This window comes from Duganella sp. SG902 (genome assembly GCF_013376005.1).
GTDB lineage: Bacteria > Pseudomonadota > Gammaproteobacteria > Burkholderiales > Burkholderiaceae_D > Rugamonas.
Map to the genome: position 1 here is coordinate 452,559 of NZ_JABMJK010000005.1, position 23,234 is coordinate 475,792.

Annotated in this window: 14 protein-coding genes; 9 read left to right on the forward strand and 5 right to left on the reverse strand. The window is 66.1% G+C overall.

Annotation, left to right across the window (positions count from 1 at the left end; all coding sequences use genetic code 11):
- Positions 1-21 precede the first annotated feature (21 nt).
- From FHW83_RS14155 to FHW83_RS14175, 5 genes are all read left to right on the forward strand, one after another.
- Positions 22-840: a helix-turn-helix domain-containing protein gene (locus FHW83_RS14155; protein ID WP_176646978.1), complete on the forward strand. Its 819-nt coding sequence runs from the start codon at positions 22-24 to the stop codon at positions 838-840.
- A 75-nt stretch (positions 841-915) separates the two neighbouring features.
- Positions 916-2,064: a DNA polymerase IV gene (gene dinB / locus FHW83_RS14160; RefSeq protein ID WP_176646979.1), complete on the forward strand. Its 1,149-nt coding sequence runs from the start codon at positions 916-918 to the stop codon at positions 2,062-2,064.
- Positions 2,065-2,136: 72 nt separating this feature from the next.
- The gene (locus tag FHW83_RS14165; RefSeq protein WP_176646980.1) at positions 2,137-3,033 is read left to right on the forward strand and encodes a recombination-associated protein RdgC; all 897 of its coding nucleotides are present in this window, start codon (positions 2,137-2,139) and stop codon (positions 3,031-3,033) included.
- Positions 3,034-3,188: 155 nt separating this feature from the next.
- Positions 3,189-10,007 carry a hypothetical protein gene (locus tag FHW83_RS14170; protein WP_176646981.1) on the forward strand — a complete coding sequence of 2,273 codons (6,819 nt, stop codon included), beginning with the start codon at positions 3,189-3,191 and terminating at the stop codon, positions 10,005-10,007.
- 168 nt (positions 10,008-10,175) lie between these two features.
- Positions 10,176-12,605 (forward strand): hypothetical protein, encoded by a 2,430-nt coding sequence (locus FHW83_RS14175; RefSeq protein ID WP_176646982.1) that lies wholly within the window; start codon positions 10,176-10,178, stop codon positions 12,603-12,605.
- 3 nt (positions 12,606-12,608) lie between these two features.
- Here the strand turns inward: FHW83_RS14175 and FHW83_RS14180 are convergent, their stop codons facing one another.
- Positions 12,609-13,094, reverse strand: a complete 486-nt coding sequence (locus FHW83_RS14180; protein ID WP_176646983.1) for an asparaginase domain-containing protein — start codon at positions 13,092-13,094, stop codon at positions 12,609-12,611.
- 107 nt (positions 13,095-13,201) lie between these two features.
- Here FHW83_RS14180 and FHW83_RS14185 point away from each other — a divergent pair, with 107 nt between their 5' ends.
- Positions 13,202-13,969, forward strand: a complete 768-nt coding sequence (locus tag FHW83_RS14185) for an L-asparaginase (RefSeq protein WP_176646984.1) — start codon at positions 13,202-13,204, stop codon at positions 13,967-13,969.
- Here FHW83_RS14185 and FHW83_RS14190 read toward each other — a convergent pair.
- On the reverse strand, positions 13,966-14,964 hold the full coding sequence (locus FHW83_RS14190; RefSeq protein ID WP_176646985.1) for a D-2-hydroxyacid dehydrogenase family protein: 999 nt from the start codon (positions 14,962-14,964) through the stop codon (positions 13,966-13,968). The genes FHW83_RS14185 and FHW83_RS14190 overlap by 4 nt on opposite strands.
- A gap of 284 nt (positions 14,965-15,248) precedes the next feature.
- Between FHW83_RS14190 and FHW83_RS14195 the strand changes: the two genes are divergently transcribed.
- Together FHW83_RS14195 and FHW83_RS14200 are read left to right on the forward strand one after the other, a co-directional pair.
- On the forward strand, positions 15,249-17,114 hold the full coding sequence (locus FHW83_RS14195; RefSeq protein ID WP_176646986.1) for a phosphoenolpyruvate carboxykinase (GTP): 1,866 nt from the start codon (positions 15,249-15,251) through the stop codon (positions 17,112-17,114).
- Positions 17,115-17,211: 97 nt separating this feature from the next.
- Positions 17,212-17,817: a TetR/AcrR family transcriptional regulator gene (locus FHW83_RS14200; protein ID WP_176646987.1), complete on the forward strand. Its 606-nt coding sequence runs from the start codon at positions 17,212-17,214 to the stop codon at positions 17,815-17,817.
- A gap of 251 nt (positions 17,818-18,068) precedes the next feature.
- On the opposite strand, the gene FHW83_RS14205 is transcribed toward FHW83_RS14200, so the two are convergent.
- Positions 18,069-19,505 (reverse strand): aldehyde dehydrogenase family protein, encoded by a 1,437-nt coding sequence (locus FHW83_RS14205; RefSeq protein WP_176647047.1) that lies wholly within the window; start codon positions 19,503-19,505, stop codon positions 18,069-18,071.
- 191 nt (positions 19,506-19,696) lie between these two features.
- On the opposite strand from FHW83_RS14205, the gene FHW83_RS14210 reads away from it, so the two are divergent.
- Positions 19,697-21,499 carry a DUF885 family protein gene (locus FHW83_RS14210; protein ID WP_176646988.1) on the forward strand — a complete coding sequence of 601 codons (1,803 nt, stop codon included), beginning with the start codon at positions 19,697-19,699 and terminating at the stop codon, positions 21,497-21,499.
- On the opposite strand, the gene FHW83_RS14215 is transcribed toward FHW83_RS14210, so the two are convergent.
- Positions 21,447-22,334, reverse strand: coding sequence for a hypothetical protein (locus FHW83_RS14215; RefSeq protein WP_176646989.1), 888 nt, complete (start codon positions 22,332-22,334; stop codon positions 21,447-21,449). The genes FHW83_RS14210 and FHW83_RS14215 overlap by 53 nt on opposite strands.
- On the reverse strand, positions 22,331-23,233 hold the full coding sequence (locus tag FHW83_RS14220) for an AraC family transcriptional regulator (RefSeq protein ID WP_176646990.1): 903 nt from the start codon (positions 23,231-23,233) through the stop codon (positions 22,331-22,333). Before FHW83_RS14220 ends, FHW83_RS14215 begins: the two co-directional genes overlap by 4 nt.
- Position 23,234 lies beyond the last annotated feature (1 nt).

Genomic DNA, 23,234 nt, shown 5'->3' on the forward strand with positions numbered 1-23,234 from the left:
CCCATCCATCACGGAGACGCCATGACCGCACGCGACCAGTACTTCAGCGACTTCGCCGCCGCCCTGAAGTACTGGCGCGGCAAGCGCGGCTACAGCCAGCTCAGGTTGTCGACCGAGAGCGCGATCTCGCAGCGCCACATCAGCTTCCTGGAAAGCGGCCGCTCGCAGCCCAGCAAGGAGTTGATCCTCAAGCTGGGCATGGTGCTGGAGGTGCCCTTGCGACAACGTAACGCCATGCTGCTGGCGGCCGGCTACGCGCCGGCCTACCAAGAGCGCAACCTGTCCGATCCCGAGCTGGGCGCGGTGCGCCAGGCGCTGGAGTTCATGCTGGCGCAGCAGGCGCCGTATCCGGCGCTGGTGGTGGACCGCCTGTGGAACCTGCGGATGCTGAACCAGCCGGCCGCCCACATGCTGCGCTGGCTGCACGGCCTGCCGCCGCCGGTGGACTTCCCCACCGACGGCTCGCTCAACGTGATCCGCCAGACGCTGGACCCGAACGGCCTGCGCCGCTACCTGCCCAACTGGGAGGAGGTCAGCGCCGACCTGCTGTTGTGGATACAGCGCGAAGCCATGAGCGACGGCCCCGGCAGCGAGGCCACCACGCTGCTGGGCGAGCTGCTGGCGCTGCCCGGCATCGCCGACATGCCGCGCACGCCCAACCTCGACCGGCGCGCCCTGCCGTTCCTGCCGATGACCCTGCGCAAGGACGGCGTGGAGCTCAATCTGTTCACCAGCATCGCCACGCTGGGCACGCCGCACGACGTCACCGTGCACGAATTGCGGGTGGAATCGTTCTTCCCGGCCGACCAGGCGAGCGCCGACTGGTTCCGCCAGCGCTAGCGCGCCTGGCCGGCGACTTGCGCAACGGCCGTTTTCGATGGATACTGTGTTTATTTACAGTATTATTTCCGCACCATGGCTGACGCCGACCGCCGCATTGCCCATATCGACATGGATGCTTTTTTCGCATCGGTCGAGCTGCTGCGCTATCCGCAATTGCGCGGCCAGCCGGTGGTCATCGGCGGGCGCGGCTATGAACCCGAGCGGCGCGCCGACGGCACGCTGGTGTTCAAGCGCCTGCGCGATTACGTCGGCCGCGGCGTGATCACCACGGCCACCTACGAGGCGCGCGCGTTCGGCGTCGGCTCGGCGATGGGCATGATGAAGGCGGCCAAGCTGGCGCCGGACGCCATCCTGCTGCCGGCCACCTTCGACGCCTACCGGCACTACTCGCGCCTGTTCAAGCAGGCGGTGGCCAGCATCGCGCCCGATATCGAGGATCGCGGCATCGATGAGATCTTTGTCGACCTGACCCATGTGGAGGGCGAGACGCGCGAGCTGGCCGCGCGCATCAAGCAGGCGGTGTTCGATGCCACCGGACTGACCTGTTCGATCGGCGTCACCCCCAACAAGCTGCTGTCGAAGATCTGCTCGGACCTGGAAAAGCCCAACGGCCTCACCGTGCTGGGGTTCGAGGACATCCCGGCGCGCATCTGGCCGCTCAACGTGCGCAAGGTCAACGGCATCGGCCCGAAGGCCACCGCCAAGCTGGCCTCGCTGGGCATCGAGACCATCGGCCAGCTGGCCCACACCGACGCCGGCCTGCTGCAGGATTACTTCGGCGCGCACTACGCGGCATGGCTGGCGCGCGCCGCGCGCGGCATCGACGAGCGCGGCATTTCCACCAGCCGCGAGAGCAAGTCGATCTCGCGCGAGACCACCTTCGAGCGCGACCTGCACGCGCGCCAGGACCGCGAGACCCTGTCCGGCATCCTGACCACGCTGTGCGCGCGGCTGGCGGACGACCTCAAGCGCAAGGGCTACGTCAGCCGCACCATCAGCATCAAGCTGCGCTATGACGATTTCCAGATCGTCAGCCGCAACGTCACCCTGCCGCTGCCGGTGGCCGGCGCCGACGCCATCCTGCAGGCCGCGCGCGAATGTCTGAAGCGGGTGCCGCTGCAACGCAAGCTGCGCCTGCTCGGCGTGCGCGCCAGCACGTTGGAACCGCCCGGCGCCATGGTGCGGACGCCACAACCGGTGCAAGGCGAGCTGTTTGCCTGAGCCCGGCGCGGCGCCAGCGTGTAAAATGGCGCTCCTTTTGCTTTTACTTCTGAAACAAGGCCTATCAACTTTATGTGGTTCAAGAATCTACAGATTTACCGTCTGCCGGCCCCTTGGGCCTACACCCCCGAACAACTGGAACAGGCGCTGGCCAGCCAGGCCTTCACCCCGGCCAGCAGCAATGAGTTGCTGCGCCAGGGCTGGGACAAGCCGCGTCCGAATGGCGGCCTGGTGCACGTGGTCAACAAGCAGATGCTGATCCTGCTGGGCACCGAGAAAAAACTGCTGCCCAACACCGTGATCAACCAGGTGGCCAAGGCGCGCGCGGCCGAGATGGAAGAGGCCCAGGGCTTCGCGCCCGGCAAGAAAGCCATGAAAGAATTGAAAGAACGCGTGGCCGATGAACTGCTGCCGCGCGCGTTCTCGATCCGCAGCAATGTCTGGACCTGGATCGACCCGGTCAACGGCTGGCTGGTGGTGGACGCCGCCAGCCCGGCCAAGGCCGACGAAGTCATCAAGCTGCTGCTGAAGGCGGTCGACCGCATGCCGCTGGAAAGCCTGCGCGTGCAGCGCTCGCCGGTGGGGGTGATGACCGAGTGGCTGCAAACCGACGAGGCGCCGGCCGGCTTCACGGTGGACATGGACACCGAGCTGCGCGCCACCGGCGAGAGCAAGGCCGCGGTGCGCTACGTCAAACACTCGCTGGATCCGGAAGAGGTGCGCCGCCACATCGCCGCCGGCAAGCAGTGCACCCGTCTGGCCATGACCTGGGAAAGCAAGATTTCCTTCGTGCTCACCGAGCAGCTGGCGATCAAGGGTGTCAAGCCGCTGGACGTGCTGGATGAAAAGGATGCCGGCGTGCGCAACGACGACGAGCGCTTCGACGGCGACTTCATGCTGATGACCGGCGAACTGTCCAAGCTGATGGCCGACGTGGTGGAGGCGCTGGGCGGCGAAGCCAAGGCCTGATCCCCGCGTCCTTGCCGTTCAATTAAAAATGCCGCGAAGTCGTTGATTTCGCGGCATTTTCTTTGTGGCGCGCCGCAAGAAAATTCGCTATTGCCATGTGGAAATTAAGTCAATCTCTGCTATAGTGAAAAGTCTTAGCAAAAGAGGAATTTTCTATGAGCGGGCCGATCGGATTGAGCACCCAGGACATCGCCAACTTGCCGGTGTCGGCCATCGCCGCGTGGACCGCCGCGGACATCCTGGACTTGACCGACGAGCAGGTGATGGCGTTGCGCCCGGTCCAGGTGGCCGCGTTCACCAGCCTGCAGCTGGCCGCGCTGGCGCCGTCCAACATGGCGGTGATGACCACCCAGGACGTGGCCGCGCTCAAGCCGGCCGTGCTGAACGCTGCCGGCGCCGCCTCGCCGGCGCTGATGGGCGCGCTCTCCGACGACCAGATCGCCGCGCTGACCACGGCGCAGGTGGCCGCGCTGGGCACCAAGGCCTTCATGAGCATGCGGCCCGGCTTCATCGCCGCGATGGAAACCGCCGACGTCGCCGCGCTGAGCGCCGCCAACATCGGCGCGCTGGACGTGTCCGACATCGCCGTCATGCTGAGCGGGCAGTTCGCCGCGCTGGGCAGCCGCCAGATCGCGGCGTTCTCCACCGACGACATCCAGGCCATCGCCGACGACGGCTTCGCCGCGCTGAGCACGCAGGTGATCGCCGGCCTGGCCAGCAAACAGGTGGCGGCCCTGACCCAGGGCCAGGTGATCGCGCTGACCACGCGCCAGGCCGGCGCCCTGGGCTCGGCGCAACTGGCCGCGCTCAACGACGCCAACCTGGCCGTGCTGGAAGCGGAAGACATCGGCGCGCTGAAAACCGCCGCCATCGCCGGCTGGTCGACGCGCCAGCTGTCGATGCTGAGCGCCGACCAGCTGGCCGGCTTCACCACCGCGCAGATCGCCGCGCTCAACACGCGGCAGGTGGCGGCCCTCAACAGCGACGCCCTGATCCTGTTGCCGACCGCCGACATCGCCGCGCTCGGCACGGACGCCATCGCGCGCCTGAGCACGGACGTGCTGTCGCAGCTTGACACCGACCAGATCCGCGCGCTGACCACGCAGCAAATCGTCGCCATGAGCAGCGCCCAGTTCGCCGGGCTGACGGCAGACCAGATCGCCAACCTGCGCGCCGCGCAGCTGGGCGCGCTGGGCTCGCGCCAGATCGCCGGCCTGTCGTCGGACGACATCCTGGCGCTGGACGGCGGCGACCTGCCCTACCTGGGCACCAGCGCCATCGCCGCGCTCAGCACCGCCCAGTTCAGCGCGCTGGGCGGCGCCGATCACAGCGCCATCGCCACCCTCACCACGGCGCAGATCGCCGCCCTGCGTCCGGCCACGCTGGCCACGCTGAGCGCCGAGCAGGCGGCGGCGCTGACCACGCGCCAGGCCGCCGCGCTGAGCAGCGGCCAGGTGGCGGTGCTGTCCACCGCCGCCTTCCAAGCGCTGCCGGCGGCCGACATCGCGGCGCTGAAGACCTACGCGATCGCCGCCTTGTCGACCCGCCAGCTGGCGGTGTTGACCAGCGAGCAGCTGGCCGCCTTCACCACCACCCAGTTCTCCGTGCTGAACAGCCGCCAGGTGGCGGCCCTGAACAGCGACACCCTGGCCGGCCTGTCCAGCGCCGACCTGGCCGCGCTGACCACCAGCGCGGTGCCGGTGCTGAACCCGCAACTGCTGTGGGCCTTGAGCACCCAGCAACTGGCCGGTCTCGGCTCGCGCCATCTGGCGGTGATGAGCAGCGCGCAGATCAACGCGTTCACCACCACCCAGATCGCCGCGCTGAGCACGCGCCAGATCGTCGGCCTTGGCACGCTGCAAATCGGCGCGCTGGGCAGCGACGACATCGGCGCGTTGGGCAGCGCGGCCATGCGCGCGCTCAGCACCAGCGCCGTCAACGCGCTGAGCTCGGCGCAGCTGTCGGTGCTGGGCGAGGCCGGCGGCGGCCACCTGTTCGGCGTGCTGACCACCGCGCAGATCGCCGCGCTGCGCACCAACGCGTTGGCCGGCATCACCTCCGACCAGATCGTCGCCCTGAACACCGCGCAGGCGGCCACCCTGAGCAGCGCCCAGGCCGCCGCCATCGGCCAACGGCTGGTGCCGGCGCTGGAAACGGCCGACTTCGCCGCGCTGAACACCAGCGTGATCGCCAGCCTCAGTTCCGCCCAGGTGGCGTTGCTGGACGCCGGCCAGGTCGGCGCCCTGACCACCCTGCAGGCCAGCGTGTTGAGCGGCAAGCAGTTCGCCGCCCTCAACTACCCGGCCCTGATGGGCATGCAAAGCGCCGATTTCGGCGCGCTGTCCACCGGCACCATCGCCTCGATCGCCACCGACACGCTGCTGGTGCTGACCACCAGCCAGCTGGCCGGACTGGCCACGCTGCAGATGACGGCGTTCAGCGCCGGCCAGCTCAATGCCCTGACCACCGACCAGGTGGCCAGCCTGCGCTCCCAGCAGATCGGCGCGCTGACCACGCGCCAGGTCGCCAGCCTCGCCACCGACACCGTCGCCGCCATCGGCAGCGCCGGCGTGGCGGCGCTCAGCACCAGCGCGATCGCCTCCCTGAGCTCGGCCCAACTGGGCGCGTTCGACCTCGATGTGCAAGCGCTGAGCACGCGCCAGATCGCGGCGCTGCGCACCAACACCCTGGCCGGCCTGACCAGCGACGAGATGGTGGCCCTGAGCACCAGCCAGGTGGCCGCGTTCAGCAGCGACCAGGCGCGCGCGCTGCGCACCGAGGCGCTGGCCGCCATGGAGGCGGTCGACTTCGCCGCGCTGCGCACCGCCGCCATCGCCGCGCTGAGCACGCAGCAAATCGCCGTCCTGACCAGCGACCAGCTGGCCGCCATGACGCCGGCGCAATTCCTCGCCCTCAACACGCGCCAGGTCGGCGCGCTGCCGAGCGACGCCATCGCCGGCTACTACAGCGACAGCCTGGCCGCGCTGGGACCGGCGTTTCTCGCCACCCTGTCGGCCGACATGATCGCCGCCCTCAATTCGGACCAGCTCAACAGCCTGAGCTCGCAACAATTCGCCGTCTTCAGCAGCAAGCAGTTGCTGGCGCTGAGCCCGGAGCAAGTGGCGACGCTGGGCACGCGCCAGATCGTCGGCCTCGGCACGCGCGGCCTGCCCGGCCTGGGCGGCGACGACATCGCCGCCATCGGCAGCGACGGCATGCGCGCGCTCGGCACGGCGATGCTGCTGGCGCTGAGCACGGCGCAACTGGCGGCGCTGGGCGGCGACCCGGCCGGCAACCTGTTCGGCGCGCTCACCACCACCCAGTTCAGCGCGCTGGGCACGCGCCAGATCGGCGCGCTCACCACCGACCAGATCGTCGCGCTGAGCACGTCCCAGGCGGCCGTGCTGAGCGGCCCGCAACTGGGCGCGCTGAGCACCAACGACATCCTGGCGCTGGAAACCGCCGACCTGGCCGCGCTGCGCACCGCCACCCTGGCGGCGCTGGGCACGCGCCAGGCCGCCGTGCTCAGCAGCGACCAGGTGGCGGCCCTGACCAGCGTCCAGATCGCCGCGCTGACGTCGGCGCAATTCTCCGCGCTGAGCTCGGACGGCGTGCAGGGGCTGGAACTCAACGACATTCCGGTGCTGAACACCGGCGTGATCGCCGGCTTGTCCGCGCGCGCGCTGGCGGCCTTCAGCACCGACCAGGTGGCGTCGTTGTCGACGCGGCAGGTGGCCGCGCTCACCACGGCCCAGCTGAACGCCCTGAGCACCGACCAGATGCTGAACCTGCGCTCGGCGCAGATCGCCGCGCTGAGCTCGGCGCAAGTGGGCGCCCTGTCGCTGCGCGAAATCGCCGCCATCAGCACCGACAACCTGGCCGTGCTGAAGACGGCCGCGATCGCCGCCTTGAACGCCACGCAGTTGAGCGTGCTGGGCAACGATCCCTACGGCAGCGGCGAGAGCGTCATCTGGGCCCTGACCACCGGCCAGATCGCGGCCCTGCGGACGGCCGCGCTGGCCGGCCTGCGCACGCAGCAGGCGCAGGCGCTGACGTCGGACCAGGTGGCCGCGCTGAGCAGCGCCCAGTTCGCGGCCTTGTCCAACGCCGGCGTGCGCGCGCTCGACCTGGAGGACGTGGTGGCGCTGAAGACCAGCACCATCCGCGGCCTGACCTCCACGCAGCTGGCCAATCTGACCGCCGACCAGTTCGGCGTGCTGAGCACCGGCCAGTTCGCCGCGCTGAGCACCGCCGCGCTTGGCGGGCTGACGGCCGCGCAGGCGGTGGCCATCAGCGTCGACCAGGCGGCGGTCATGAACAGCAGCCAGCTGGGCGCGCTGTCGCTGGCCGCCATCGCCAAGCTGGAAGAGCAGGACGTGATGGCGCTGCAAACGCGCGCCGTGCTTGGCCTGAGCGCCGCGCAAATGGGCGCGCTGACGGCGGCCCAGCTGGCGGTGCTGAGCACCGACCAGATCGCCGTGCTGGGCAGCCGCCAGATCAACGGCCTGACCGACGCCAGGATCGCCGCCTTGTCGGTCGACGACATCGCCGCGCTGAACACGCAAGCCATGGCCGGCCTGAGCACGGGCGCGCTGTCGCGCCTGTCGGCCGAGCAGTTGCAGGGCCTGGGCACGCGCCAGATCGTCAGCCTGGCCTCGCAGCAGATGGCCGCCCTGCGCGCGCCGCAAATCACCGCGTTGACCGAGGAGCAGGTGGCGGCGCTGGGCACGCGCCAGGTGGCCGGCCTGTCGCTGGCGGCCATCAGCGCGCTGGACACCGACGTGGCCGTGCTGAGCACGCAGGCGGTGGCGGTCCTGTCGGGCGCGCAGATTGGCGCGCTGGGCGTGACCACGTCCGGCGTGGCCGCCAACTTCGACCTGCTGGGAACGGCGCAGATCGCCGCCATCAACACCAGCGCGCTGCAATTCCTGACCCTCGCGCAGATCAAGGCCTTCAGCGCCGGGCAGGTGGCGGCGCTGAGCCTGAAGCAAGTCAACGCGTTGTCGCCGACCTTCCTGCACACCCTGAGCGGCACCCAACTGGCCGGCCTGGCCACGGCGGCGGTGGCGGCGCTGAGCACCCTGCAGTTGAGCGGCCTCAGCATTGACCAATTCGGCGCGCTGACGTCGGACCAGGTGCACGCGATGACGGCGGTCCAGTTCGGCAGCCTGGCGCCGGCCAATATCGGCGCGCTCAGCGTCGACACGCTGGCGGCGGTCAGCGTGGCCGCGATCGCCGGCCTGACCTCGGACCAGATGAACGCGCTGGGCGGCAAGGGCGCCGGCATCGCGGCCCTGAGCACGGACCAGATCGCCGCGCTGGCCACCAGAGCGTTCGCCGGCCTGACCTCGGCCCAGGCGGTGGCGCTGACGGTGGAACAGGTGGCGGCGCTGAGCGGCGCGCAAATCGCCGCCCTGCCGCTGACGGTGGTCGGCGCGATGGAGGCGCAAGACATCGCCGCGTTGAAATTGTCGGCGGTGGCGGCGCTGAAAACCCAGCAGCTGCTGGCGCTGAAAGGCAGCCAGATCGCCGCCCTGAGCGCCGAGCAGGTGGGCGTGATGGGCAGCGCGCAGCTGGCCGCGCTGTCGGCCGCGCAAGTGGCCTACCTCGACCTCGAGGACGTGGCCTCGATCAGCCCGACGCTGTTGAACGCGGCCGCGCGCGACGGCAACCTGCTGGCGGCCATGAACGCGGCGCAGCTGCAGGCGCTGAGCGAGGCGCAATATGCCGCGCTCAACCCGGCCGCCATCGCCCGTCTGCGGCCGGCCTCGCTGGCGGCGGTGGAGGCGGTCGACATCGCCGTGCTCGGCACCAGCGTGATCCGTTCCCTGAGCGACGAACAACTGCTGGCGCTGACCGTGCCGCAGGTGCAGGCGCTGACCCTGTCGCAGATGGCCGCGCTCAAGCCGAGCGACAGCGCCAACCAATTCACGGCGGCGCAAATGGCGGCCTTCTCCGGCGCGCAGCTGGCGGCGCTGAGCACCGCCATGATTGCCGACCTGGGCCAGGCCAACCTGAAAGCCATCGAAGTGGCGGACATCGCCAGCCTGGGCACGCAGCAAATCCGCGCGCTGTCGGCGTTCCAGATGAGCGCCTTCAGCAACGCCCAGCTGGCGCAGCTGACCACCACCCAGACCCATGTGATGACCTCCGCGCAATACCATGCGCTGTCGGCCGCGCAGCAAGCCGCGTTCAGCGCCGATCAGAAGGCGGCCATGCCGTTCGTCACCCCGCTGGTGCTGGACCTCGATGGCAACGGCGTGCGCACGCTGGGCCTGGACGCCGGGGTGCAATTCGACCTGGCGGCCAGCGGCGCGTGGCGCGCCACCGGCTGGGTGGGTTCGGGCGACGGCCTGCTGGCGCTGGATCGCGATGGAGACGGCGTCATCAACGACGGCCGCGAACTGTTCGGCTCGGCGACGCGGCTGGCCGACGGGCGCACCGCCAGCAACGGCTACGAGGCGCTGGCCGCCTTGGACGGCAATGCCGACGGCAGGATCGATGCGCAAGACGCCTTGTATGGCGAGCTGCGCGTGTGGGTCGACGCCGACGCGGACGGCGTCAGCCAGGCCGGCGAGCTGAAGACGCTGGCCGACTTGCACATCGCCAGCCTCAACCTCGACGTCCAGCGTGGCGACACGGTCGATCACGGCAACATCCTCGGCCTGACCTCGACCTACACCACCGACGATGGCCAGTCGCACGCGGCGGCTGACGTCTGGTTCGCGCAAGGCCTGAGCGGCAAGGTCAGCGGCCTGGCGCAAGCGCTGTCCAGCTTTGACAGCGAGGTGGCGACGGCGCCGTCGGCCGGCGGCCAGCTGACGCGGCACGCGGCGCGGCTGGGTGACGCCCTGCAGCACTACGCGGCGGCCACGCCGCTTGGCGACGCCGTCCACACCGAGCACGACAGCCAGCGCCTGAAAGCCCTGCAACCTGGGGCCGCCGCCCAGGGCCAGCTCGCCCTGCCACGCTAAACTCCGGGGTCAGGTCCTCCATTTCTACACGGCCTCAACAGCTGCGCTGTTGAGGCCGTGTAGAAATGGAGGACCTGACCCCGGATTTCCTTTTCCCCCGGCTAGCCGCGTGTGCGGCGGCCGGGTTCGTCCGCCGGTCCACTTCAGCGTACTAGAAAAGGAAAATCCATGAGCTTTAACCCCGCCATGACGACCGCGCAATTCGCGGCCGGCGGCACGCGCCTGATCGCCAGCCTTACCCCTGCTGACTTCGCCGCGCTGCCCACCCAGTACGTGGTCGCCCTGACCACCGCCCAAGCCCGCGCGCTCAGCGCCAAGCAGTTGTCGGCGCTGCCCGCCGCCAGCGTCACCGCGCTCGAGGACGCCGACTTCGCGGCGCTCGGCCTGTCGCAGTTGACGGTCGCCACCCAGACCACACGCTTCCCCGCCGCCCTCACCGCCAGCCAACTCAGCGCGCTGACCGTGTCGCAGGCGCTGGTGCTGAGCGCGGCCGGCATGGGCGCGATACGGCCCGAGGCGCTGGCCGCCATGCAGACCCAGCAACTGACGCTGCTGCGCGAGATGCAGCTGCGCGCGCTGACGGCGGCGCAGGTGCGCGCGCTCACCACCGACCAGATCAGCGCGCTGACGGTGACCCAGCTGCCTTTCCTGCCCAGCCAGCGCACGCCCGGCAGCGATATGTTCCGCCCCGACCAGGTGGCCGCGTTCAGCACGCGCCAGATCGGCGCGCTGGGCACGGCGCTGCTGGCGCAATTCAGCGCCACCGAGCTGGCCGCGATCGAGACCGAGGATCTGGCCGCGCTCAGCACGCGCCAGATCGGCGTGTTGAATGTGAATCAGGTGCTGGCCCTCAACACCGACCAGTTGCAGGCGTTGCGCAGCCATCAGGTCGGCGCGCTGGGCACGCGCCAGGTGCAGGCGCTCAATGTCGATCGCTTGCATGCGTTGAGCACGTCCGGGCTGAGCGGTCTCGGCAGTCATCAATTGAACGTGCTGTCGACCAGCAGCTTCGCCGCGCTCGACAAGGAGGAACTGGCCGCGCTCGGCACCGGCGCCATCAGCGGCCTGGCCACGCGCTTCCTGACGCTGCTCGACGCCGGCAAGATCGGCGCGCTGACGCCGCGCCAGGTGGCGGCGCTGACCTCGTCCAGCCTGAACGCGCTGCGCAGCGACCAGTTCCTCGCGCTGAGCACGGCGCAAGTCGCCAGTCTCAACGCGGCGCAGCTGGGCGGGTTGGCGACCAAGAACCTGGCGGCGATCCAGGCCGAAAACCTGGGCGCCTTGCCGGCCGCGTTTATCGCCGCGCTGAACTCGGCGCAGTTCGCGGCGCTGGGCGGCGCCGCACATGACATCAGTTATTTGAGTACCAACCAGATCGGCCAGCTGCGCACGGCCGCCTTGTCCGGCATGACGACCGCGCAGGCGGTGGCGTTGACCAGCGACCAGGCCGCGCGCCTGACCGCAGCCCAGGTGGGCGCGCTCTCGACCAGCGCGGTCGCCGCGCTGGAGCAGGAGGATTTCGCGGCGCTCAGCGGCGCGGCGATTTCCGGCCTCAGCGCCAAACAATTCGCGGTGCTGCGCAGCGACCAGATTTTAGGGCTGACCACGGCACAGGCGGCCGGGCTGGGCAGCCAGCATATCGGCGCCTTGTCGAGCACGCTGATGGCGCAGATGCAGCCGGAGGAAATCGCCGCCTTGAAACCGACCGCGCTGGCCGGCCTGCGCTACGACCAGGTGCGTGCGTTGTCCAGCGACCAGGCGCGCGCGCTGACGGTGGCGCAGTCGGCGGCCTTGAGCAGCAATCAGTTCCGCGCGCTCGACACCGCCATCGTCGCCAGCCTGGAGACGGAGGATGTGGCGGCATTGAACACCAGCGTGATCGCCACGCTGTCGACCGCCAACGTGGCCGCGTTGAATACCGATCAGGTCGCGGCGCTCAACGCGCGCCAGGTGGCGGCGCTGTCCACGGCCTCGTTGCGGGCGCTGAGCGATGCGCAATTCGCCGCGCTGGGCTCGCAGCAATTGGCGGGTTTGAGTTCGCGCCAATACCAGTCCTTGTCGACGCAGGACATGGTGGCCATCGGCAGCGCGCAGTTTGGCGGCCTGACCACGCAGGTGATCGCCAGCCTGAGCAGCGCGCAAGCGGTGGCGCTGACCACCGACCAGATGGTCGGGCTCACCTATGCGCAAGTCGGGGCGTTGAACAAGAGCACGTTGGCCGCGCTGGAGAAGGAGGACCTGGCGGCGATTGAAACCTCGGACCTGCGCGCCTTGGGCAGCGCGCAGTTGCGGGTGCTGTCGACGGCCCAGCTCAGCGCTTTCACGCCGGCCCAGGCCAACGTCTTCAGCACCGCGCAAACGGCCGGCCTGAACAGCGCCCAGCTGGCGGCGCTGACCGCCGTGAAAAACACGCCGGCCGCCACCGCCACGGCGATGAGCATGCGCGTGCGCGATCTGGTGCAGGCGCTGGCCACGTATCAGGCCGATCTCGCGGCGCCTGGCCTCGATCCGCTACGCGAACAGGCCGCCAGCCACTTGCAGTTGAATATCTACGCGCCGGACGCGCCGCAGCATCTGTTCACGCCGCCGCGCAGCTAGTCGTCACAGCGGCTGGAACACGCCGGCCGCTTTATTCTTCTGCACGTTGTCCCAGGCGAAGATCTTGCCGTTCATGGCCACGTACACGCCGGCCGGCAGGGTCTGCGCCACGCCGGCGGCGAAGCCGAGGTTGAACAGGGCGTCGGAGTTGGCGATCTCGTACGGAATCATGGCACCGGTCAGCACGATGGTCTTGCCCAGATTGGCGGGGCCCAGCACTTGCGCGGTTTGCGGCATGGTGTCGGTGCCGTGGATGATGACGATGGCTTGTTCGGACGCCGCGCGGCATGACGCCAGGATGCGCTCGCGGTCTGCGTCGACCATGTCCAGCGAATCCATCAGCGGCAGCTGTTCCAGGGCGACGTCGATGGTCAGGCGGCAGCGCTTGAGCAGGTCCGGCACGTGGCTGTCGGCAAAGCCGAGGCTGCCGTTCAATTCGTTATAGTGTTTGTCGAAAGTGCCGCCGGTGGCGAGAATGCGCAGGGTCATGGTGTAAGCTCGGGCCAAATGAAAATGATGTGCATGATAACCGATACGCCGGACTGGAAACTTCGGCGTACTATGTCTACACTGGTTTCTTTGTTCGTTTGCAGACTATGAAAGCGCTCGCTCCCGGCACTGTTATTTTCCATCGCCACCGTGGCTATGGCGTGATCACGACGGTCAATTTGCTGACCGGCTGGATCTCCGCCCGCTTCGGCAACGAGTCGCGCACGCTCGATTTGAATCTGTCCACCGACGAGGTGCAGTTCGCCGACGGCGAGGCCATCCTGTTCCGCCGCGCCCCGCCCGACCGCATGCCGCACGCGCGCCTGATGGCGGTGGTGCGCGAGCTGCACCAGGCCGGCTATCAAAAGCTGTACCTGTATTCCTGGCCCAAGCCGTCCGGACTACACTGGCGCTGGCATTTGTTCACCGGTCCGCGCGACTGGATGCAGCGCTCCTGGCGCGAGGGCTGGTATGGCTCCGGCGCCGACTACAACAGCAATCCGGTCATGGGCTGGGGCGATTCGCCGGGCGCCACCACCGAGGAGCTGATTCATGCGCTGGCCCGCTTCGATCCGCAGGGTCTGGCCCATGCGCTGGGGCGCGATGAAGATCACACCGCCTGGTTTGCCCAAGTGTGCGATGCCCTGCTGCCCGGTTATATGTACAGCCTGGACATGCGGCGGCCGGACGGCGGCCCGCTGACCGACATGCCGCCGGTGCCGGTGATCCCGGTCCGCGCCTCGCTGCCGCCGTACGCCGGCCCCGACATCGGCTGGCCGCCCGGCTGGGCCGGTCTGTGGAGCAAGGTGCATGTGATGCCCTCCCCGCGCATCAACCTCACCGGCCTGCCGGAAGTGCCGGAGCAGACCGACTAGCGGCGCGCGTTGGCGGCGTAGTACGGATTGTGGATATTGGCCGGGGCGCCGTTGGCGAAGTCCACCACGTTCTGGAACGCGTGGCGGAAGTACAGCTCATAACTATCCTGCTCGACGTAGCCCAGGTGCGGCGTGGCCAGCACGGTCGGTATCCTTAAAAGCGGCGAATCCGCCGCCAACGGCTCGGAAGTGTAGACATCCAGCGCGGCGTGGCCGGGACGGCCCCGCTGCAGCGCCTGCTCCAGCGCGTCGGTTTGCACCAGCTCCGCCCGGCTGGTGTTGACGAACAGCGCGCTGGGCCGCATGCGCGCCAGATCGTCGGCGGTGACGATGCCGCGGGTGGCGTCGTTCAGCCGCAGATGCAGGCTCAGCACGTCGGCCTGCTCGAAGAACGCTTCGCGCGAGGCCGCCGCCGTGTGGCCATCGGCCTCCGCCTTGGCGCGGCTGGCCTCGCTGCCCCACACCGTCACCCGCATGCCGAACGCGCGGCCAAACCCGGCCACCGTCTGGCCGATCTTGCCGTAGCCCCAGATCCCCAATGTGCGGCCCTTGAGCACGAAGCCCAGCCCGTTCAGGGCCGGATTGATCGAGGCGGTTTGCCACAGGCCGTCCTTCAGGTTGTTCGCATACGGCACGATCTTGCGCGCGGCCGCCATGATCAGCGCCCAGGTCAGTTCGGCCGGCGCGGTGGGCGAGCCCACGCCCTCGGCGATCGCGATCCCCAGTTCGGTGGCGGCGCCCACGTCGACGTGGCTGGCCAGCTTGCCGGTCTGCGAAATCAGTTTCAAATTCGGCAATTTGGCCAGCAGGGCGCGGTTGAACGCGGTGCGTTCGCGGATCAGCACCAGCGCGTCGAACGGCGCCAGCCGGATGGCCAGCTGGCCCAGCCCGCGCGTGGTGCTGTTGAACACTTTTACTTCGTGGTCTGCCAACAACTCAAAGCATTTCAGGCTCTGAGTTGCATTTTGGTAATCATCGAGTATGGCGATTTTCATGAAAGATAAGCGATGTTTTGGTTAATTTCGTAGGGAAATAACAGGTTCCAACTCAAGCCGAATAGCTTACTACTTTAGTCAACCAATTCTCCTACATTTTTGTATGGAACACCTGTTGAGGGGTGTACAATCGGCCGAAAAACCAAGGCCCGACGACCAGATCCGGGCCGCGCACGACCGCCGTACGACCGCCGACCCATTTCGAATGGAGCTCTGAGCGCCTGGCCAAAAGCTGACGACGATCCTGCCGCCACAGAATTCTTAATTAGCATTGGAGAAGTACCATGAATCAACCAGTAATGGGTGGCGTCGCACCATTGAACGCCCCAGCTTACATCAAACAGCAAAAGCTCATCAATTGGGTGGCCGAGATCGCCGCCCTGACCAAGCCGGACCGCATTTACTGGTGCGATGGCTCGCAAGAAGAGTACGACCGCCTGTGCGCGGAAATGGTTGCCGCCGGCACCATGAAAAAGCTGAACCAGGAAAAACGTCCTAATTCCTACCTGGCCTGCTCGGATCCGACCGACGTGGCGCGCGTGGAAGACCGCACCTTCATCTGCTCGGCCACCAAGGAGCAGGCCGGCCCGACCAACAACTGGATGGACCCGGCCGAAATGCGCGCCACCCTGCATCCGCTGTTCGATGGTTGCATGGTCGGCCGCACCATGTACGTGGTGCCGTTCTCGATGGGCCCGCTGGGCTCGCCTATCGCCCACATCGGCGTGGAACTGTCGGATTCGCCATACGTGGCGGTCAACATGCGCACCATGACGCGCATGGGCAAAGCTGTCTACGACGTACTGGGCACCGACGGCGAGTTCGTGCCTTGCGTGCACACCGTGGGCGCGCCGCTGAAAGCCGGCCAGAAGGACGTGCCATGGCCATGCAATTCCACCAAATACATCGTGCACTACCCTGAAACCCGCGAAATCTGGTCCTTCGGTTCCGGCTACGGCGGCAACGCGCTGCTGGGCAAGAAGTGCTTCGCGCTGCGCATCGCCTCCAACATGGGCTTCCAGGATGCGCAGGACGGCAACACCGGCTGGCTGGCGGAACACATGCTGATCCTGGGCGTGGAATCGCCGGAAGGCAAGAAGCACTACGTGGCGGCCGCCTTCCCATCGGCCTGCGGCAAGACCAACTTCGCCATGCTGATCCCGCCCGAGAGCTTCAAGGGCTGGAAAATCACCACCATCGGCGACGACATCGCCTGGATCAAGCCGGGCAAGGATGGCCGCCTGTACGCGATCAACCCGGAAGCCGGCTACTTCGGCGTGGCCCCCGGCACCAACGAGAAAACCAACTACAACTGCATGGCCTCGCTGCGCGAGAACACCATCTTCACCAACGTTGCGCTGACCGATGACGGCGACGTGTGGTGGGAAGGCCTGAGCAAGCCGGCGCCGCAGCACCTGATCGACTGGCAAGGCAAGGACTGGACCCCGGAATCGACCTCCAAGGCGGCCCACCCGAACGCGCGCTTCACCGTGGCCGCGACCCAGAACCCGGTGATCGACCCGGCCTGGGACGATCCGGCCGGCGTGCCGATCTCGGCCTTCATCTTCGGTGGCCGCCGTTCGACCACCGTGCCGCTGGTGACCGAAGCCCGCAACTGGGTGGAGGGTGTGTACATGGCCGCCACCATGGGTTCGGAAACCACCGCCGCCGCCGCCGGCCAGATGGGCGTGGTGCGCCGCGACCCGTTCGCCATGCTGCCGTTCATCGGCTACAACATGAGCGACTACTTCCAGCACTGGCTGAACCTGGGCGAGAAGGTCGGCAAGATCGATGGCGCCACGCTGCCGAAGATCTTCTGCGTCAACTGGTTCCGTACCGACGAGCAAGGCCACTTCGTCTGGCCCGGCTTCGGCGACAACATGCGCGTGCTGAAATGGATGCTCGAGCGTATCGAAGGCACGGCCGGCGGTATCGAGAACATCTTCGGCACCACCCCGCGCTTTGGCGACCTGAACTGGGACGGCATCCCGTTCTCGCCGGAAGAGTTCGAGACCATCACCTCGATCGACAAGGATGCATGGCGCGAAGAATTGAAACTGCACGAAGAACTGTTCACCAAGCTGGCCTACCACCTGCCTGAAGAACTGAAGGCAGTGAAAGCCGACCTCGAGAAGCGTCTGGCGCGATAAGCCGGCCGGGAGGAGACAGGAACAGCGCGCAGCGGATCGACCGCTGCGCGCTGTTTTTTTTGCTTGTGATTTCGCACGGGTGTGCTAAAGTTCAGCCATGGATACTTTGACAGCAAAAAGCGAGGCCACCTACGCCACTATTATTAGTGCCGCATTGGACATGGCGGCGGCGGAAGGCATCGGCAAGCTGTCGCTGGGTGAATTGGCCAAGCGCACCGGCATTAGTAAAAGCGGGGTTTTTTCCCGCGTCGGCTCACTCGAGGCATTGCAAACCGCCGTGCTGGATGAATATGACCGCCGCTTTGCGGAAGAGATATTCCTGCCATCGCTGCAATTACCCCGTGGATTACCCCGTTTAATTGCGCAGGTAAATGCCTGGGCCCGCCGTACGGTGGACGAGGGCGTGCGGAATTCGTGTTTATACAGCGCCGGCGCATTTGAATATGACGATCAAAACGGCCCGTTGCGTGATCGTTTGCAAAAAGGTGTGGAGGCATGGCGCGCCTCTTTGCGTAAAACCATTTTGCAGGCGATTGAATTAGGCCAATTAAAACCGGATACCGATCCCGGCCAGTTAGTGTATGAGATTTACAGTTTAATCGTGGGTTTAATTCACGATAGCCGGTTTTTACGGGAAGAGCCGGCGCCAAAATATATGCAGAGCGCTTTCAACCGACTGATCGCAACCTACAGCAACCCCTGAAACGCCGCAGGTGCGCCCTGCGGTTTTATTTAAACTAATTTCGCACAGGCGTGCGAAATATGGAGGCCGACATGGTTACCTTATTACTGATCGTTCCCGTCGTTGTGTTCATAACCGCGCGCAGCAAGCTGTGGAGCATTTTGCGGCGGTTGCCCAGCCAGAACGAAGACTTTATCTACTTCTAGGCTTCCATGCTGAAATTTGGCCTTTTCATGCTTATTCTTGGCATGAAAAGGCCGGTTCTCAGGGGCTTAGCGTGGATATTGCGCCTCCACACCCAGAATCGCCTTCGGTTCGAGGTAGCTTTCCAGCCCATATGGCCCGAACTCGCGGCCGATGCCGGACTGTTTGAATCCACCGAACGGCGCAATCAAGTCGTCATGAATGCCATTGATATGCACACGGCCGGCGATAATGGAACGGGCCACCCGGTTGGCCCGTTCCAGGTCGGTCGAGCTGATATAGGCCTGCAAACCATACGGCGTATCGTTGGCGATATGGATGGCTTCCTCTTCGGTTTTATAAGTGAGCACCGATAAAACCGGGCCGAAGATTTCTTCGCGCGCTATCGTCATGTCGTTGGTGACGTTAATAAACGCCGTCGGCTTGACGAAATAGCCGGACTCCAGGCCAACTGGCTTGCCGACGCCGCCGGCGATTAATTCAGCGCCCTCGTCTATTCCAACTTGAATATATCGCTGCACGCGTTCAAACTGTTTTTGATTTACCAGCGGGCCGAGAGTATTTTCGGATTGATGGGGATCGCCGACCTTAACCGCCTCCACGGCGGTTTTAACCAGTTGCTTCACCAGTTCCAGTTTCTCTTCAGGAACCAGCAGCCGGCTGCCGGCGATGCAAGCCTGGCCGTTATTCATGAAGCAGGCTTGAATCGCGGCCGGTATGGCTTTTTCAAAGTCCGCATCGTCCAGAATAATATTGGCGCTTTTACCGCCCAATTCCAGCGTCACGCGTTTCATGGTATCGACGCCAAGCCGGGCGATACTTTTACCCACCGCTGTGGAGCCGGTAAACGAAATCTTGTTCACGTCCGGATGCACGCTCAGTTCGGCGCCGACCACGTCGCCGCGGCCATTGACGATGTTCACCACGCCCGGCGGCAGATCCGCAGCATGGAAGCATTCGGTCAGGATCTGGTTCTGGCGAGCGCTCAGTTCGCTCGGCTTGACCACCACCGTGCAACCGGCAGCGATCGCCGTCGCGACCTTGTTGGCGATAAACCAGGCGCTGGAATTCCACGGCGTGATGATGCCGACCACGCCGACCGGTTCCAGCACCACCTTGGCCGTGTTCACGGTTTTCACGAACGCGTGCTCGTCCATTACCTTTTTGACATCCAAAAACATCTTGGCCGTGTAGCGCGAGCGGCCGATGCTGTTGTTGAGCGGGCCGCCATATTCCTCCACCTGCGCCGCCGCCGCGTCCCCGGCGCGCGCCAGCACCGCGTCGTGCAAGCGTTGCAACATGGCGCCGCGCTCGGCTTTGGTGGTGCGCGAGAACGCCGGGAAGGCGGCCTTGGCGGCGGCGATGGCGCGGCGCGCGTCTTCCGCGTCGCCCAGGCGCACCCGGCCGTCCAGCCGCCCCGTGGTCGGATTGATAAGATCGAACAATTCCTCGCCGTGCGGCGTGACGAACTGGCCGTTGATGTAGATGTGATCGATGGTGTGCATGACAGGCTCCTTGGTAGGTTGATGGAGCCATTCTAGAAATCCACGCCGCGCCGCATCAGTGGGATTCCTGCCGCATGGTTGCCTGATTCTGCAATCCATGCCGGGGTTTTAGCATTTCGTCACAATTCCCGCCCGCCTTGCCGCGCGGACGGTTACAGTGCACGCTCACCATTTTTACAAGATTGGCCAACATGACAACGACTACCCGTATCGGCGCCGCCAGCGCCTTGTTGTTCTCCCTGATCCTGGGCGTGGCCCATGCCGACACCGCCGCTCCCGACCTGGAAGCGCGCCGTGCGACCCTGAACCAGCTGATTAAAGAGCAGTGGGAATACACCATGCGCAACAGCCCGGAATGGGCGTCGCTGCTCGGCGACAAGCGCTACAACGACAAATGGTCCGACCTCTCGCAAGCCGGCATCGACGCCGACATCAAGGCCAGCGCCGACTTCCTCAAGCGTTTTGAAGCGGTCGACACCACCGGTTTCCCGCTGCAGGAACAACTGAACCGCGAATTGATGGTGCGTCAGCTGCGCCAGAGCGTGGAAGGCGCCCGCTTCAAGGATTGGGAAATGCCGCTGGCGCAGAACTCGGGCGTCCACCTCGACACGCCGCAAATCGTCGCCGCGCTGCCGTTCGAGTCGGTCAAGGATTACGAGGACTACATCAAGCGCCTGCACGCCCTGCCCAAGCTGTTCGACCAGACCCGCGCGCAGATGGAAAACGGCGTCAAGGACAAGCTGATGCCGCCGCAGTTCCTGATTCCGAAAATCGTCAAGCAGTGCGAGGACGTGGCGGCCATGAAGCCGGCCGATTCGCCGTATGCCGAGCCGCTGAAGCGCTTCCCGAAAGAGTTCTCGGCCGCCGACAAGGCACGCCTGAGCAAGGAAGTGCTGGCCGCCGTGAAGCAGGACGTGGCGCCGGCCTATAAAAAACTGGCCGTGTACACCAAGACCAAATACCTGCCATACGGCCGCAAGGAAGTCGGCATGTGGTCGCTGCCGGATGGCGGCGCGCGCTACGCCTTCAAGGTCAAGTCGTCCACCACCACCGACATGACCCCGGAGCAGATCCACCAACTCGGCCTGGCCGAAGTGGCGCGCATCGAAGGCCAGATGCTGGACACCGCGAAAAAGCTGGGCTACAGCGATCTGAAGACCTTCAACAAGGCGGTGGCCGACAATCCGGCGCTGCATCCGAAATCGCGCAAGGAGATCATCGATCTCTATCAGAAGTACACGGACCAGATGTACCCGCAACTGACCAACCAGTTCGGCGTGCTGCCGAAGAATAAGGTGGAGATCAAGCCGGTCGAGGAATTCGCGGAGAAGGGCGCGTCCGGCGCCTCCTACATGCCGGGCTCCCCGGACGGCAAGCGTCCGGGCCGCGTGATGGTCAACACCGGCGACTTCGAACACCGCTCCACCATCGGCATCGAAACCACGGCGCTGCACGAAGGCGTGCCGGGCCACCACATGCAGCTGACCATCGCGCAGGAGATCAAGGGCCTGCCGGACTTCCGCCAGCAAGGCGGCTACACGGCGTACGTGGAAGGCTGGGCGTTGTATTCGGAACGCCTGGGCGAGGAGCTAGGCTTCTACAAGGACCCATACAGCTACTACGGCCACTTGCAGGACGAGATGCTGCGCGCGATCCGCCTGGTGGTAGACACCGGCCTGCACTACAAGCAGTGGAGCCGTCAGCAGGTGGTGGACTTCTTCCATGACCACTCGGGCATCGAGGAAGTGGAAGTGCAGAGCGAGACCGACCGCTACATCGTCTGGCCTGGCCAGGCGCTGGGCTACAAGATCGGCCAACTGAAGATCCTCGAACTGCGCGACTATGCCCGCAAGGAGCTGGGCGCCGGTTTCGACATCCGCAAGTTCCACGACCACGTGCTGGGCGCGGGCGCGTTGCCGATGGATGTGCTGGAAACGCACATCAAGGATTGGGTGGAGGCGGAGAAGAAGACCGTCGCAAATCAATCTTCGTAACCCACCAGGCCTTGTTCTGGAAGGTGAAGTCAAGGGCGTTGATGGCGACGACCTTGCCTTCGCCGGCCACCACCTCGCCCGGCTTGGGCAGGGCGGTGGCGCCGGCGCCGCTGTCGGCCAGGGCATCCAGCGCCTGCATCAGGCGCATGTCGTCTCGCTTCATGGCCGCGCATACGCCGTACGGGTCGCACACCTGCACCGGGAAGGCGATGAAGCGCACCGCGCGGTCCAGCATGTCCTGGTTCCTAAGATAGTTGAACACCCAGCCCGCCGTATCGGACAGATCGCGCGCACGCGCCAGTATGTTGGCGTTTTCCTTTTGCAGTTCCTGCCGCATCGAGCGGCCCTGCGAGTACAGCATGTCGTCCACGCGCCAGCCGTCCGTCTCGTCGACCAGCACGAAGCGGATCAGGCGGTCGTAGGCCGAGCCCATGTCGGGATGGATATTGAAGCTGGCTTCGACGACGTTGTCGCCGGCTCTTTCCACCTTGAAGTGCGCGCGCTCGAAATCCAGCGTGGGCGCCACTTCCTGCGCATCGAGGAAGACATCGCCGTCGGCACCATAGCCGCAGACATCGTCGCCGCGCGACAGGCTGTCGCACAACTGCAGGTTGGCGTCCACCAGCGCTTCCAGATCCCTGGAGAAGAATGAGCCGGACGGCAGCTGGCTCGCCTGCCGCGTCTCCGGGCGCGCCAGATGGTCCTTGTAGAAATTGGTGATCAGGTCCAGCTGCTGCTGCCTGACCGACCACGCGATGTCGGCCATCAGCGCCAGGATGGCGAAAGCGAACAATCCCACGCCCAGCGGCACCAGGCGCTTCCTGTTGATCTTCATGGTGTAGTCCGGAGTTTCTTGATGTCCTGCATGGGCGGCGCGCCGAACAGGCGGCGGTACTCCCGGCTGAATTGCGAGGCGCTTTCATAACCCACCTTGTAGGCGGCGGTGCTGGCGTCGACATCGCCGTTCAGCAGCAGCGTGCGCGCCTGCTGCAGCCGCAGCTGCTTTTGATACTGCATCGGCCCCATGGTGGTCACGGCCTTGAAGCGATGGTGCAGGCTGGAGACGCTCATGTTGGTGGCCTGCGCCAGGTCCTCCACCTTGATCGGCTGGTCGTAATGGTCCTTGAGCCAGGCGATGGCCTTGCTGATGCCCCGGTCCTGCTGGTCCAGCACGATGTTCTGGTACAGCTGGCGGCCATCGGGGCCGGTCAGCATGCGGTAGATGATTTCGCGTTTCAGGCCAACGGCCAAGAAGGCCGCCTCCGCCGCCGGCGCGTGCAGCAAGCGCACCAGCTGGTACAAGGCTTCCTGCAAGGCGTCGTCGGTGTGGCCGATGAACGCGCCGCGCACCGGCTGCTGCGTGTCGATGCTGACTTGCGCCTCCAGCACGATCGCCGCGATCTCCTGCGGGTCGAGTTCGATGTTGAGCAGCAGGTAGGGATGGTCGGCCGTGGCGCTGACGATGTGGCCGGAGGCCGGCATGTCGACCGACACCGCCAGGTATTCGCCGGGGCCGTAGTCGAGCACCTCATCCGCCAGATGCACGCGCTTCTGGCCTTGCAGGATCACGCAGCACGAGGGTTTGAGCACGCCGCGCGTCACCGGCGTGGGATGCGATGAGCGCAGCAGCGACAGGAAGGGAATGGTGGTCGCCACCCGCTGCTCGTCCAGCGCGTACTGCTGGACGATGTCGATCATGTGATCGAGCCGCGTGGTGGCGAGGTCGCGTTTCATC